The sequence below is a fragment of the Acidobacteriota bacterium genome (assembly GCA_038040445.1).
Taxonomy (GTDB): domain Bacteria; phylum Acidobacteriota; class Blastocatellia; order UBA7656; family UBA7656; genus Onstottus_A; species Onstottus_A frigus.
Genome location: JBBPIG010000016.1, coordinates 111,433 through 127,451 on the forward strand (window position 1 = coordinate 111,433; position 16,019 = coordinate 127,451).

Genomic DNA, 16,019 nt, shown 5'->3' on the forward strand with positions numbered 1-16,019 from the left:
TATGTCTACACTCGATAATCTAGGAAGCTTGAAACGGACGCACTATTCGGGCGATCTCAGGGCTGAGCACGCCGGCGAGATGGTGATGCTCATGGGGTGGGTACACCGCCGCCGTGATTTTGGCCCACTGACTTTCATAGACCTGCGTGACCGCGAGGGCATCGTACAGGTGGTCTTCGATGAAGAGAAGAACGCGGAGGCCCATCGCCGAGCCAAGGAGTTGCGCAACGAACATGTCGTGGCGGTCGCCGGTAAGGTTTTGATGCGCGACAAGGAAAAGGTCAATCCAAACCTCAAGTCCGGCCGGATCGAGGTGAAGGCTTTGGAACTGCACATCCTGAACGACGCAAAGACTCCGCCGTTCGAGATCGACGCAAATAAGGCGAGCGAAGAAGTGCGGCTCAAGTACCGTTATCTGGACCTTCGCCGAGAAAAGATGCAGTACAACATTGGACTGCGGCATCGCGCGGCTCTCGCCGTGCGGCGCCACCTCGACGAACACGGCTTCTACGAAATCGAAACGCCGATGTTGATCAAGACCACCCCCGAGGGTGCGCGCGACTACATCGTGCCCAGCCGCTTGCAGCCGGGCCGCTTCTACGCGCTGCCCCAGTCACCTCAGATATTCAAGCAGCTCCTGATGATCGCCGGCTACGACAAATACTTTCAGCTCGCGCACTGCTTCCGCGACGAGGACATGCGCGCAGACCGCCAGCCCGAGTTCACCCAGATCGACATCGAGATGAGCTTTGTTCGCCCCGACGATATCTTCAAGGTCATCGAGCCGCTGATGGCCGAGATGTCGCGGTTGATCGACTTGAAAGTCGAGCTTCCCTTCCCTCGCCTGACCTATGCCGAATCCATGCGCCGCTACGGCACCGATAAACCTGATACGCGATTCGAGATGGAGCTGGTCGAGCTATCGGACAAGCTGGCCGGAACCGGCTTCGCACCTTATAAGAACGCGCTTGAATCGGGCGGACAGGTAAAGGCCATCAACGTGAGCGGTGGGGCGAAGTACTCGCGCAAGAACCTCGACGAGCTAACCGAGGTCACGCGCCGCTTCGGGGCCGGCGGAATGGCCTGGATCAAGACTGCCGACTCGGGAGAGATAACGTCCCCGCTTTCAAAATCGCTCGGCGAAGAGAAAGTCGCGGAACTCGTTCAGGCAGCCGGTTCGAAGCCAGGCGACTGCGCGCTGGTGGTCGCGGGCAAGCCCTCGGTCGTGGCAGCGTCCCTCGGCGCGCTGAGATTGGAGGTCGGCGAGCGCGAAGGCCTGATCGATCAGGCCAAGTTTAACTTTCTATGGGTTACCGATTTCCCGATGTTCGAATATCACGAAGAAGACGGCCGTTACTATCCGATGCATCATCCGTTCACCAGCCCGTGCGACGAAGACATGGACCGGCTGGAAACAGATCCGGGTTCCGTACTGGCGAAAGCTTACGATCTGGTGCTGAACGGCGTGGAATTGAGCAGCGGATCGATTCGAATTCATCAGCGCGAGACGCAGCGGCGTGTCTTCAAAGTACTTGGAATGACCGAGGAGGAAGCGCACTCGAAGTTTGGCTTTTTGCTTGACGCTCTGGAATACGGAACGCCTCCTCACGGAGGAATGGCGATAGGGTTTGACCGCCTGGTGATGCTACTGGCTCGCGAGAAATCGATCCGCGAGGTGATTGCGTTTCCGAAGACCGCCAGCGCTGTGGACTTGATGATCGACTCCCCGAGCTCGGTATCCGAAGAGCAACTGCGCGACCTTCACATCAAGATTGTGGATTGACTCTCGGCGCGACGCAGGTGCACCCGAATGTTCAAGGCCTCTCTCGCTCTTGTGACACTCTCACGCCGGTCGCGAAGAACGCTCATGCGCTATTGACTCTTGTCCTCGCAATTTGTAGAATTCGCTCGCTTTCATAAATTGCACTAATTTCGGCAGCACTCCTCCAGGTATCAAAGGGTTCTAGGATGTGTAGGTAAGACGGGCGGCAAGACTCGTCCATCAGCCTCAGCAGCGTGCCCGCGCTATTCGGGTGCGGCCTGATATGCAACGGGGCTCGAACGCAATCCGGCTCAGGCTTTAGCTCGGAATTTGAATAACCTAACAAACGCTCACACTGACACCAAGCTGTCAGGCGAGAAGGAATGGAGGCAAAATGTTTAGTACTAGCATCAGGCGCGGACTCGGATGGTTGGCACCGCCGGGTTCAACAACTAGATTCTGGATTCACCCCATGAGACACCGCGGGTCTTCGAGAGGTCGGGCCGGTCTCGGCGTGCTTCTCTCGCTTCTGCTGCTCAGTGGGAGCGTTCCCGCTCAAAGTTCCACATCCTCGGTTAATGGCACGGTTGTGGATCCACAGGGTAAGTCAGTCGCAGGAGCAACAGTCACACTCACCAGCAGTGACACGAACACTGTTCGGACCGCTACGGCTGCTGAGGATGGTTCGTTCCTTTTTAGCTTGGTCCAGCCCGGGAAGTACCAGCTTGAAGCGACAGCTTCCGGCTTCAAGAAGGCTGTGATTACGGATGTGCGCGCGCTGGTGGCCAAGCCGACCAACGTAACAGTACAACTGGAAGTTGGCGGCGTAAGCGACACGGTTACGGTTAGCGCCGGATCTGCTGAGGTCCTGCTCAACAAGCGCGATGCCAGCCTCGGCAACAACTTCGTGGCGCAGCAGATCACCCAGTTGCCGCTCGAATCCGGCAACGTGGTCGCACTGCTAAGCCTTCAACCCGGAGTGACGCCGGACGGCAATGTCACCGGTTCCCGCTCGGACCAGGCCAATATCACGCTCGATGGCGTCGATGTTAACGAACAACAAGCAGGCCTCGCACGGAACGGCGACGCATTGTTTAGCGTACTGCGCGTAACTCCCTCCTCGGTTCAGGAGTTTCGCGTTACTACAACGAACCCCAATGCGGCGGAGGGACGCTCGGCAGGCGCCCAGGTGGCGTTGGTCACCAAGAGCGGAACCAATCAGTTTCACGGCTCGGCCTATGAGTTCCACCGCAACACCATATTCACGGCCAACAACTTCTTTAACAACAAGGCCGGGGTGTTTACGGCGACTGATCCACAGGTGCTTGCCGGGCTGAAAGGTGCCGGCGAAGAGAAACTGCCAAGACCCAAACTAATCCGCAACCTTTTCGGCGCCACCATCGGCGGCCCGATCAAGAAAGACCGCTTATTCTTCTTCTACAACTACGAAGGCCGGAGGGACGCCAGTGAAGCGTCCTCCGATCCACGGACTGTGCCGCTTGCAAGCCTTGGCCGCGGCGAAGTGAAGTACCTGACCGCCACGCTCGTCCCCGTCACATTGACCTCGGCCCAAATCACCCAGATCTTTCCAGCGGTCGGGGTTAACCCGGCGGCGATCGCAGTCCTCGCCGACGCCGCGAAAAAGTATCCGGCAAATTCGTCAGAAGTGGGCGATGGCCTCAATACCGGCGGTTTTCGCTTTAATGCTTCGACCCCGGCGCGGTTCACCACACACATTGCGCGGATCGACTACAATCTCACGCAGGACAGCCGTCACATACTGTTCTTGCGTGCGAACTACCAGCAAGACGTCGCCCTCAACGCGCCCTTCCTACCCGACAGTCCCAGGCCGGGAACCTGGAGCCACCCGTCGGGATTTGTGGTCGGGCACACCTGGGCTATCAAGAATTCGCTGGTTAACGACGCTCGATTTGGCATGACTCGGAACGCGTTCTCGACTTTCGGGGATTCCGGGGCCAATAACGTCCAGTTCCGGGCGGTTTTTTCCCCGGCAGCTTTCTCGCGGACCTTCGCCCGCGCAAACCCGACATACAACTTCACCGACGACGTTTCGTGGACCAAAGGCAGCCACAGTTTCCAGTTTGGCACAAACATTCGGGTGATTCGTAATACGCGGACCAGCGTCCGCTTCGACTCCGCCATCACGAACGGGTTCTTCTACGACCTGTCGGGAGCGGTGCTTACCAATCCGCTAAACCCACGCGGGGGGTCGGCGTGGACGTCACCGTTGAAGCACGCACTTGCTGCGGTGATCGGGCGCTACTCGCAGTACGCCTCCAACATTGATTACGATCTGGATGGGAGCATCCTCGATTCGGGAAGCCCGCTTGTGCGCACCTTCGCTACCGACGAGTATGACTTCTATGCCCAGGATTCCTGGAAGCTCCGGCCAAACCTGACGGTGACCCTTGGGCTGCGCTACGGCTTGAGCCGGCCTATATATGAAACGCATGGCTTCCAAGCCGCCCCGACAGTTAATCTGGGCGAGTTTCTCCAGAGGCGTCTCGCTGGCGCCGCAGCGGGCACGCCGATACAGGAACTGATCACCGTTGACCTGGCCGGACCCAAAAACAACAAGCCCGACTACTATAAATGGGACAAGAACAACTTCCAGCCGCGCGTTGCCGTCGCCTGGACGCCGAACTTCAGTGGCGGTTGGAAGCGCAAGCTTCTTGGCAGTGATGGCGACCTTGTAATCCGCGGTGGTTTCGCCATGCTAAATGACTTCCTCGGCCAGGCGCTGGCGACTAATTTCGATACCGCCAATACGCTCGGCTTCTCTTCGAGCACGAGCATATCGGCGAATACCTACAACGTCACGACTCGCCCGGCCCCGCTGTTTACGGGCTTCACGCAGAATATCCGCGCATTGCCGAATATTCCGCCTGCGGCGGCTTTGAAGTTCCCGCAGCAAAAGGCACCGGATGGCTCGACACGAATTGAGAGTTCGCTGGACTCGAACTTAGTCTGGCCCGAGCACTATAGCTGGGACGTGTCGGTCGGCCGCAAACTGCCCGGTGGAATGTTCGTCGAAGCGTCTTATGTCGGCCGCAAGGCGCGCAAGCTGCTCTCTGTTATCGACACGATGCACTTCAACAATCTGGTCGACAAGAAATCGGGGATGGACTGGTACACGGCCGCAGGCAAGCTCCAGGATGCGCGCCTGGCCAACACACCGATCAACAAGATCGGGGCGATCCCCTTCTTTGACAACCTGTTTCCAGGTATCGGGGACGCCGTGATTGGAGACCCTTCGCTGACGCCTACGCAGGCGGCTTATACTCTGGTGGCTAGAGAAGCAGTCGGCGGCTTCGACATCGTGGACTGGACCTTCGTTCAAACCATTCTAGACGAACTCTCGACGGTCGGGCCGTTCGCGTTCAGACAAAACCAGTACGGCTCTCTGTTTACGACCAGCAACTACGCTGAATCGGATTACCACGCCCTGCTGTTCAGCGTGCGTCAACGGTACAAAGAGAGCCTGACGTTTGACTTCAACTACACTCTGTCTAAGGCTCTTGATACTGCGTCGGGAACGAACAACAACGCTGGCCTGATTCTGAATCCGATCACTCCCAAGGCCAACCGAGGGGTGTCGGACTTTGACATAAAGCACCTCGCCAACGTCAATGCCATCTGGACGCTGCCGGTTGGGCGGGGCAGGAAGCTTCTCGGAAAGGCGCCGGGGTTCGTTGACGCCTTCGTGGGCGGCTGGCAGTTGAGCGGCATCTTCCGATTCAACTCCGGTCTGCCGTTCGACGCTTTCGACAGCGGCGGGGTTGGATGGGCCACCAACTGGAACTTCACGGTCAACGGAACGCGCCTGCGACCGGTTTCCACCTCGCCCACCCGTGGGGAGGATGGGTTAGACCCCAATAACTTCAAAGACGTTCTGGCGGCCTATAACAGTTTCCGGAACGGCCGTGCGGGCGAAGTCGGCGACCGCAACATATTCCGATTCCCCGGATACATCAACCTGGACGCGGGGCTTGGAAAATCGTTCAAGATGCCGTACCGCGAAACCCATCAGCTTCAGTTGCGCTGGGAAGTGTTCAACGTGACCAACACCCAACGCCTGACCGGGGCCTCGACTACCGCGCTCGAAGTGGACCCGTTTGCTGCCGACGCGCCTCCGGCCAACTGGGGCAAGTTCACCAGCATCCAGGGATCACCTCGAGTCATGCAAATCGGTTTGAAGTACATTTTCTGATCGCGCAAGTTGTTTAGCGCACCGACGCGGGCTGAAGGCAAGCTTCAGCCCGCTTTTTCTTTGTGAGGATAGATCGCTCGCTCGTCTTTGGGATCTGGTTGTCTGAACAGGCTCCGATGTGCGAGCCATCATTCGAGGTCTTCTGAGACAGCTTCCAGTTGTCAGGGCACCGCTAGGGTTTCTTATTCTCCGATATGTACTGCTCTAGTTGTTTCTTGTCGGGATAGTCCGGTTTCTTGGCGAGGAATTTTTCATACTCGGCCACCGCCTTGTCCTTCATCCCCGCTCCTTTGTAGAGGGCGCCCAGGCGCAGATGGGCCTCAGCTTTCCCAACTGGATCGAGCCGCAGCGCCGCTTCGAAAAAGGTCACCGCTTTCGAACCCTTCTTGTTCTGAAGATACGCTTCGCCGAGGAAGTAGTTAGCATCGGAGGATTGCGTCTGAGCCGCGACAGCCCGAGTTAAGACTTCGATGGCGTCGTCGAATTTCTTTTCAGCTATACGAAGCTTCCCGAGATTCAACAACGCCAGTATGAACGAAGGCTTTTCCTGTAGGGCGCTCAAATATGACTTCTCAGCTTCTGCGACATCCCCTTGTTTGAACTGAACCGTCCCCAATTCAGTCCAGGCAACAAAGTCCTTCGGGTCAGCGGTAAGGATCTGACGCAGCAAAGCAACGGCGTCTTTGTACTCCTTCTTCTTGATCGCTTCCTGAGCCTTGCCAAAGCGAGCCTCATTCTCTGGCTGCCGTTTGTAGTAGTCTGCCGCCGAGACGCTGCCAACCCTACCCTCGTCTCGCGAGCCCGGTCTTGGCTTCCATTCCAAGTTAAGGTCGTGCCGGATTTCCGTCCTTGTCCGGTCAATCAGCACGATACGAACGCGAACGGCTTCCTGGTTCTCGACCTCGACCACTATGTCGTACTCCCCGTTGACAACATCATTGAAGCGGTACCGCCCGTTGTTGCCGACTGTCTGACGCGAAAGCAGGTTGCCAGAGGGAGTGTACAAAAGGATGAAGAAAGTTTGCGGCTTTAAGCCGCTCCACTGACTCTCGTCGATTTTGAAGTCGCCAAACAACGAATGACCCCCGCCTTGCTGTGCGGCGATCGTAACCGATGCGAGCAATACCAGAACTATCAACATAGCGAGCAAAGGTTGGCGTTTCATGCGCGCGATGTTACCACATTTTTGCGATCGGCGTGAAAGACTTCTCTTTTGATCTGCCCAGTTTTTCTTTTGACCCTCTGCCGGCGCCTGGCGTGGATACCCACTGACTGAGGTAGCAATCCCGCAACGACGTCGCCTCCCTGCCACCTCGCACGGATTTGTTGCCAGCGTGTAACCACTATCAAGCCGGCTTCCGGTTCCAAGACCGGGCGCCTTCCCCTCGCCGTCGCATCAACGTGCAGAGGGTGGTTTGACGGAGGCCGCGGCAATGATGATAATGACCATCTGCTGAGCAGTGAAATCCATTATCTTCAACTCGAGAGGCGACGATGAACGAACGAACAGGCGGTTCTTTTAGTTTGAGAGTCAGGCGGCGCCCTGCTCTTTTGCTAATCGCGCTGGGCGCGATGCTCTGTACATACGCTTGCGGAGGCGACTCGCATCATACCGGCGCCGCCGCGAACTATCCCACCGGGATCAGCGAAGACATCGAGCAGCAACTCAAGTACGATGCTCGCGTTGAGAGCTTCGACACAAGCAGCAGCGAGGACCTGATCGTCAACGTAAATGAAACGTGGGTGCACTCTCCTCCAGGCATGCAGGAACGCTCAGTTGGACAGTGGTATAACACGTGGCACTCGAATCATAACGGCAGCGTGATCGTCCAGTACGACGGCAACAAGATAGCAAGCTGGACTAGCCAGGACGGATACAAACCCGAGACGAAGTCGAAGACCGGGGAGTCACAGTCCGAAGGCTGACTCAGGATGACGCAAATTGAAAATTGAAAATTGAAGAAAATTTGAAATTTGAAATTGGAGATGCACCTGCTCGGCCGGCCCGCCCGTATAATAGACATATCATCATCCGAGGCTAACGGGAGGCTCTTATCGATGGCTGCTCGAGTGCTCCACCTTATCTTGATTGGAATCTCTCTCTTCTCTGTTCCCGCGCTGGCATCCTCCGACGGAAGGCTCGAGCGCGAGTTTTCCCAACGCCTCACTACGATAACCGTCGAGAACCCGGATGGTATTACCGAGGCACAGACCTGGGCGGAATCCACGGTCAGGGTGATTGCCTCGCGTGCGAACAGCGATGGCGATGCGCTGAACTCGGAGGTCTCGTTTGGCGCGCCCGCGCCGGACCATTTGAGAGTCGCCGTAAGACTCAAAGGCGGTGGGCATCCAGTCAGGCTTACCCTTTATGTGCCAGGCTCGATGCACCTCGCCGTCCGAAGCATCAGAGGCAACGTCACTATTATGGGCGAGCTCGCCGGACTCTCCGTTCATACTGAATCCGGGGCAATCACCCTTCATTTGCCGGAAGGTTCAAACTGCGATCTTTCGCTTCGCGCAATTAGAGGCGCGATCGAATCAAGAGTGCCTTTGAAGATCTTTGGGCGGACGGACGCTCATGTGCTCGACGCCAGAGCTGGTCAGGGCGGTTCGACGGTTATAGTTCGAAGTTCGCTGGGAAACATCAGCGTTCTGCCGGACGTTGCGTCTCGCATCGCCATGCTAAGCAGAACGGCCGATAATCTGGATAAGACCGGTCCAATCAATAGCCTCGCGAAAACACCCGGTTCGAAATTGAACCCGACCGTTGAACCACGCTCATCGTCAGACCGTGATGGAATCCATTCGGGTGAGGAGCTGCTCAAGCTCGAAGCGCGCCTCGTCAACCTGAACGTGAAAGTCACAGATGTTAGCGGCAAGACGTTGCCCGCCCTAAGGAAGGAGGACTTCGTTGTCTACGAAGACGATGTTAAGCAAGTCGTCTCTTACTTCGAGCCCGTCACCGCTCCTTTGAATATCGTCTTGCTCCTCGACCTCAGCGGCAGCACCGAACATAAGATTAAGACTATGAAGAAAGCCGCGCAGAAGTTTGTCGACTCACTCAAGCCAACCGACCGCATAGCGGTTGCGGGGTTCACCAGGCGGTTTTTCGTCATATCGAATTTCACGACCGACCATCGGCTGCTCAAGGACCGCATCGACGACATCAAGAACCGCCACTCAGGCACGGCTTACTACGACGCGATGTGGGCCACGCTCGATCTGTTGGACGAAGCAAACGCTACGCGGAAAGCGATCGTCGTGCTGACCGATGGCGTAGACAACTCGCTGGACCATCCCAATGACTCCGAGTTTGATCCTAAGCATGGCTTCGACGAACTGCTCACGCGCATCGAGGAAGCCGACACCACTATCTATCCCATCTACCTTGATACCGAATATGAAACGGTAGGAATGAGCGGGCGGAATGGCCACGCAGCCTACGTCACCGCGCGCAAGCAACTCGCGGCGCTGGCGGAACAGACAGGCGCAGCGATGTTCAAAGCAGAACGAGCGGAAGACCTGGAAGGAGTGTACCAACAAGTCGCGGCTGAGCTGCATTCGCTCTACAGCATGGCCTACACTCCGGAACTGGTGCGCACGGATGGAAAGTGGAGGAAGATCAACATCGCGGTTGCCTTACCGGGGGCTAAGGTGAGAACGAAGCGTGGGTACTTTGCGAAGTAAAAAATGCGTTCTCGTCAGATATGGGCAGCACGAACCGCTGTTCCTCAATTCGCCGGCGTCCCCGGCCGCTCGGTGCCCACGACCGCCGGGGCGTCGCAGAGCAAATACTACCTGCTTAACGGTCGAGGTAGATTCATGCGGATGGGCTTGAAGCTTACCTTCTAATGTCCTTTTGATTCCTAGGGACGGCCGAGGTGGTGTTTGAGTTGAGAGTTCTCAAGCGAGACGCTCTGAATTCGGAACGATCCGAGCCACCCAACTTCAATAGGCGGAGTTGGACCCAAGGGTCCAGTTCCGCAGTGGTTTTGCCGCTTGTCCAAACTTTACTTTCGCCGGATGCGAGTTCGAGCCTATCGCCGCGATTTCCATTTTTTCGTAGAGACATCCAATTTGTTGGAGATAGTATTCACCGCTGCGCGCTCGGCGATAACCTAAGTACTGAGAAGCAACCAGCGTCGAACTCCCCTTGCATGTTGGCACGCGTTTTGCCAAAATCACGCTTCCCTCATTGCACTTATTCTCCGATTCGTCTGAATTAGCAACGGCCGGCAGGTATCATAAGCGATACGTGCTCCAGTTCAAGGCGCAAACCAGGACCTCGACAATAACTGCTTCGGTGGACCTTTCGTTCCGCGAGGCTCGCCGAAGTCACATCAGATGACGACACCGAAGGAGGAGAATTTAATGAAGGACTCTGCATTCTCATTGCTGCGTGGCGCTCCCTGCACGTCTGCATCAAGACAACGCGCGAGAGGCTTGCTGAAGCTGACGATTTCGCTAGTAGCGCTTCTGATCCTTTTGACGCCCACCAGGATCGCGCTGTCGCAGACAGCGACCACGTCCAGGATCTCGGGAACTGTAACTGACCCCAACAAAGCGGTGCTGCCCGGAGTGGAAGTCGAACTGTCTGACCCCACCACCAATCAGCGCCTGAAACAGACCACAGACGACACCGGGAAATACGTTTTTGCTACGGTTGCACCCGGGGTCTATAGCATGACCGTAACTAAACTGGGATTCCGCACGACAAGCTTTGCCTCTGTGAAAGTTGAAGTCTCGAAGTCCTACGATTTCGATGCGGTGCTCGAGGTCGGCGAGGTGAAGGAAATCGTCCAGGTCAGCGCCGGCGCGGGTGGGGATTTGCAGAAAACCGATTCCACTGTAGGCAATGTGATTTCGGGAGCAATAATGCCGCGCTTTCCGGCTCTAACGCGCACGGCAAACGAGCTGCTCACGGTGCAACCCCTTGTGACGCCCGACGGCTCGGTAGCTGGGTCGCGAGCCGATCAGAGTACTTTCCTTCTGGACGGTATCGACATCACCAACCAATCGGTCGGAGGGCTCGGGACCTACGCACGACTACCGATCGACGGTATAGAGGAGTTTCGAGTCGGCGTCGCCAACCCGACCGCCGCTTTTGGTCGCGGCGCGGGAGGCCAGGTCTCGGTGATCAGTCGGCACGGCACCAACGACTATCACGGCGCGGCGTACTGGTATCACCAGAATGATAACCTCAACGCCCACGACTGGACCAGTAAACGCCTGGGGAGGAGAGCCGACGGCACCGAGGTGGTGCGTAAGGCTGAATTAAAAGACAACCGCTTCGGGTTCCGATTCGGCGGTCCCATCTACCCGTGGGAGGATAAGGCATTCGTGTTCCTCAACTATGAGGGACGGCGCTTCCCGCGGAGCACGCCGATTGTACGCGTCGTGCCGACCCCTACTTTGCGCGCGGGCATCCTGCGGTTCCGTGATGCCTCGGGCAGCATCGTCTCTTACAATCTTGCCAATTCGGCTCTCTGCGGCGCTGCCGGTAATCAGCCTTGCGATCCGCGCGGACTTGGGCTGAGCCCCACCATCTCATCGCTGTTCTCCAAGCTGCCTGAGGGTAACGACCCAACGCAGGGAGATGGGTTGAACACCATCGGCTTCCGGGGCAACGTCGGCAACCCACTCACCAATGATTATTACAATGCCCGTGTGGACTACAACATCTCCAGCAACTGGCGGTTCGACGCGGCATTTCGCTACTTCGGAGAGTTGAACGGACTGGCGACTCCGGCCTCTATCGTCGGCGGAAATCTCGAGAGCCTGGGGAAGTCTCCCAACAGGCAGAACATGATCAGCGCCGGCGTGATCGGGACTTTCACCCCCAACCTGACGGGCGAGTTCCGTTTCGGTTGGGTTAGGATTCGAACGGCACAAGACGTGACCCGGCCAGATGCATCTGCTGGGATATTGAGCATCCCTGGAACGGAGAGTGGCATCACCGATGGGCAGTCGCACATTGCTCTCGATCTGGGAGCTCGGGGCGGGTTCAACAGCCTTCTTTCGGAGCCCATCGACGTTGACACCCAGGTGGCCCGCAAGCAGGCAAACGACAACAAGAATTTCCAGTACAACGCGGACATGACCTGGGTCAAGGGCGATCACACTTTCCAGTTCGGTAGCCACCTTCGCTACCTGCCTACCAGGCACCTCCGCGACGATAAGGTGCTGGGTGCTCTGGGAGCGCTGGTCGCGCAGTTAGATTCCGATCTTGGGAGTGTTTCGATTCCGGCCACAAGCCGGCCTCCGACTTGTAGTGCTACGATCACCAAAAACTGTCTGACTGCCGCCGACGTTTCGAACTTCAACCGGTTCTTTGCTTCGGCTACAGGGATCATTGACAACGTCAGCGTGCTCGCGGTTCGTGACGGCGAATTGAAACCTCTACCGTTCGGTCAACTGCTGGAGGCGGACACTACTTTGTGGGCGCCGGAGTTTTATTTCCAGGACGTTTGGCGAATCCGCCCGTCGCTGACGCTCACCTTCGGTCTAAACTACGGATGGCAGACGCCGCCAACGGAGAAACTTGGGCGTCAGAGCGTTCAGATTGATGGCCAGACTCTGAAGGTGCAGACGGCCAGGGAGTATCTGCGGGCCAAGGAGCAAGCAGCCCGGGCCGGCAAGATCTTCAATCCGCCGATCGCCTTCCAACCCATCAAGGAATCGGGTCGTAGCGGCGTATTCGACACCGACTGGAATAACATAGGGCCGCGCGTGGCTGCCGCCTGGAACCCATCCTTCAAGAACAAGTACCTGAACGCGCTCTTCGGGGATCGCAAGACAGTGATTCGCGGAGGCTACAGTCTTGTCTTCGATCGGCAGAACACAGTGCAGAGCGTGATCATCCCCACGCTTGGTGTGGCCTTCGCTCAGACGCTCAACGTCAGCGCCCCGCTATGCAATTCCACTGGTAGTGGAGGCGCGGGCTGCAATGGAACCAGCACGAATCCGGCTTTGAGCGGGTTTCGCGTCGGCGTGGACGGCAAGATTCCGATACCGACGGTCCCGACGTTGGGAATGCCGATCTCCCCGTTCTGGGGCATCAGGCCCGGAGCCGTTGGGCCTCCATTCACTGCTGCTGGCGACTTGATTCTGGATCCCGAGATTCTTTCGTTCCAGGTGGACCCGACGATCGAGGTTGGCGAGAATCACGCAATCGACCTCACCTGGCAGCGTGAGCTCAAGGGAAATATGTTGCTTGAAGCCGGATATGTCGGCCGTTTCGCAAGGAAGCTCCCCCAGAGCATGAGCTTTGGCCAGGTGCCGTATATGTTTCTGGACACAGCGTCGAACCAGACGTTTGCTCAGGCGTTTGATGCGGTGGCAAACCAGCTGCGAACTGGAGTGTTGCCGGCCAATGTGACAGTCCAACCGTGGTTTGAGAATCTGTATCCCGCGTTGGGAGCCACGGCCGGAGGCACACGGGCTTTGGCGACCTCCCAGCAGGCGAACTTCATCAGCGGGAACATAAGCAGCATTTTTCAGACCATCGACGTACGCCGGCTGCGGAACGGACAGCAGCCCTTCAACAACTACGTTGCCCAAACGCTCTTCCTGCGCGCAAGCACGGGGTTGTCGAACTACAACGGCCTGTTCGTGACACTGCACAAGCGCCTGTCGCAGGGCTTGCTGTTCACCGTGAACTACACATTCTCGAGGTCGCTGGATCAACTCGGCGCCATCCAGAACGCGGCGAACGTGATGCCCAACAGCTTCGATCTGAACGCTGAGTACGGACCATCAGCCTTCGACATCACCCATCTGTTCAACACGAGTTGGCTGTATGACCTACCCTTCGGGGGCAGACATTTCCGCAGCTCGTTCACGCCGCTGAACAAGGTGTTAGAAGGCTGGTACCTCTCGGGGATATTCACCGCTCAGAGCGGCGACCCGCTTACTGTCACCGAAAACGCGTTTGTGTGGGGCGGCAGCCGCTTCCTCGGATTCGCCTCCGGCGCGCTTTCTAAGGTGAACCCGGGCACGTTTGGGAACAGTGTCAATCGAGGCATTCCGGGGACAAACAACATTGGCGTGACCGGCAATCCGGGTACGGGGGGATCGGGCCTTAATCTGTTTGGGAACCCCGAAGAAGTGTACAACCAGTTCCGCAGGGTGAACATCAGCACCGACGGTCGTGCTGGCCGCGCCAACCCGCTGCGAGGAATGGGGAGATGGAATCTGGACACTTCCATCGGGAAGAAGACGAACATAACTGAAAAGGTGAATGTTGTCTTTTCGGCAGACTTCTTCAACATCCTCAACAAGGTGGACTTCACAAACCCAGGCTTGTCGTTGACTGCGCCCACAAGCTTCGGAGTAATCACCAGCCAGTTCGTTCCGGCAAACCGGACTTCGGGCAGCAGGTGGATTCAACTCTCGATGCGCGTGGAGTTCTAAATCCACCTGTGGTGAGTTGTTCTCGAATTACGGGTTGGGCCGTGCGGCCCAGCCCGCCTTTTTTTGCTTCGAAGAAGTTCTCGGAGCGTCCACTCTCAATCGAGGGTCAACAACGATCCCTGTGCGAAGTAGCTACTGCTTCTCCGCCATCTCAATCGCCTGCAGCATCGCTCGGGCTTTGTTGACCGTTTCAACGTATTCGCTCTCGGGCACCGAGTCCGCAACGATCCCGGCTCCCGCTTGAAAGTAAGCGCGCCCGTCTTTAGTGACGATTGTGCGAATAGCAATGCACGAGTCAAGATTTCCCGAATAGTCGAGGTACATCACCGAACCCGCATAGACTCCCCGGCGAGTCGGCTCAAGCTCATCGATGATCTCCATCGCCCGAATCTTCGGCGCGCCACTCACCGTGCCCGCCGGGAAGCACGCGGCCAGCGCGTCAAAGCGATCCATTCCCGGCCGCAGCCGAGCCTTGATCGCAGAGACCAGATGCATCACATGCGAGTAACGTTCGACGATCATTAAATCGGTGACCTCAACCGAGCCGTAGTCTGCGACGCGCCCCAGATCATTGCGTCCCAGATCTACCAGCATTACATGTTCGGCCACTTCCTTTTCATCGGCGCGCATCTCTTCGCCGAGCAACAGGTCTTCGGTGTCCGTCGCGCCACGCGGTCTTGTTCCCGCAATCGGGCGATACTCGATTCGCCGGCCCGTAGCACGCACCAGCATCTCAGGCGAAGCGCCAATGATCGACTGGTCTCCCGTCTTGAGGAAGAACATATAAGGCGAAGGATTCACGACGCGCAGAGCGCGGTAGACTTCGAACGGATGCGCGCTTATTCCGACCTCGAATCGCTGCGAGAGCACCACCTGAAAAATGTCGCCCGCGGCGATGTACTCCTTGGCGGTCGCTACTGCCTCCTCGAATGTTCCTTTCGCCATGTTTGAGCGCACCCGCGTATCGCCCGAAGCTTTCCGGCGCGGAAGCGGCTCGATCGGATCTTCGAGGCGAGCTTCTACGGCGTCGATGTCGTCGATCGCTTTGCGATACTCCGTCTCCAGGTCCTCCGTTCTGCCGTCGGTGAACACATTCGCGATAATGTGGATCTGATGTCGCACATGGTCGAAGACTAACAGCCGCGAGAAAAACATCATCACCGCGTCATCGATCCCGGTGTTGTCCGGGTGAGAGTCGGGAATCTTTTCGAACCAGCGCGCCGCATCGTAACTCAAGTAGCCGACAGCGCCGCATACGAACGGCGGCAAGTCGGGAAACCGAACCGGGAGGTGCCGCCCCGAGAGGCGGCGAAGCACGCTGAGCATCGGTTGATCAGTCGTTTCCGTGCCAGACTCGCTCTCGATCGTTACCGTGTTCGCGCGGCTGCGGACTATGATCTCCGGATCGAAGCCGAGAAACGAGTAACGTGCAACCTTCTCTCCGCCCTCTACCGACTCCAGCAGGAACGAGTAGGGACTGAGCCGTTCGATCTTCAAGTACGCAGCCACCGGCGTTAGAAGGTCCGCCATCACTCGCTTGACTACGGGAATGACGGTGCCCTCGCCCGCCAGTCTTAGAAAGCCCTCATAGCTTTGCGGGAAAAGGTCATTCAT

At 57.4% G+C, this 16,019-nt stretch carries 7 protein-coding genes; 5 read left to right on the forward strand and 2 right to left on the reverse strand.

The features are described from left to right. Position 1: 1 nt before the first annotated feature. Entirely contained in the window at positions 2 to 1,783 is a 1,782-nt protein-coding gene (aspS, locus tag AABO57_17680) for an aspartate--tRNA ligase (protein MEK6287577.1), read from the forward strand. A gap of 451 nt (positions 1,784 to 2,234) precedes the next feature. After that, positions 2,235 to 5,993: a TonB-dependent receptor gene (locus tag AABO57_17685; protein ID MEK6287578.1), complete on the forward strand. Its 3,759-nt coding sequence runs from the start codon at positions 2,235 to 2,237 to the stop codon at positions 5,991 to 5,993. 172 nt (positions 5,994 to 6,165) lie between these two features. On the opposite strand, the gene AABO57_17690 is transcribed toward AABO57_17685, so the two are convergent. Further along, positions 6,166 to 7,158 (reverse strand): tetratricopeptide repeat protein, encoded by a 993-nt coding sequence (locus AABO57_17690; protein MEK6287579.1) that lies wholly within the window; start codon positions 7,156 to 7,158, stop codon positions 6,166 to 6,168. Positions 7,159 to 7,487: 329 nt separating this feature from the next. On the opposite strand from AABO57_17690, the gene AABO57_17695 reads away from it, so the two are divergent. From AABO57_17695 to AABO57_17705, 3 genes are all read left to right on the forward strand, one after another. Continuing rightward, the gene (locus tag AABO57_17695; protein MEK6287580.1) at positions 7,488 to 7,919 is read left to right on the forward strand and encodes a hypothetical protein; all 432 of its coding nucleotides are present in this window, start codon (positions 7,488 to 7,490) and stop codon (positions 7,917 to 7,919) included. Positions 7,920 to 8,051: 132 nt separating this feature from the next. Then, positions 8,052 to 9,680 (forward strand): VWA domain-containing protein, encoded by a 1,629-nt coding sequence (locus AABO57_17700; GenBank protein MEK6287581.1) that lies wholly within the window; start codon positions 8,052 to 8,054, stop codon positions 9,678 to 9,680. A gap of 684 nt (positions 9,681 to 10,364) precedes the next feature. Continuing rightward, positions 10,365 to 14,405, forward strand: a complete 4,041-nt coding sequence (locus tag AABO57_17705) for a carboxypeptidase-like regulatory domain-containing protein (protein ID MEK6287582.1) — start codon at positions 10,365 to 10,367, stop codon at positions 14,403 to 14,405. Positions 14,406 to 14,537: 132 nt separating this feature from the next. Here the strand turns inward: AABO57_17705 and trpE are convergent, their stop codons facing one another. Continuing rightward, a complete protein-coding gene (gene trpE / locus AABO57_17710; GenBank protein MEK6287583.1) occupies positions 14,538 to 16,019 on the reverse strand; it encodes an anthranilate synthase component I in 1,482 nt (493 codons plus the stop codon).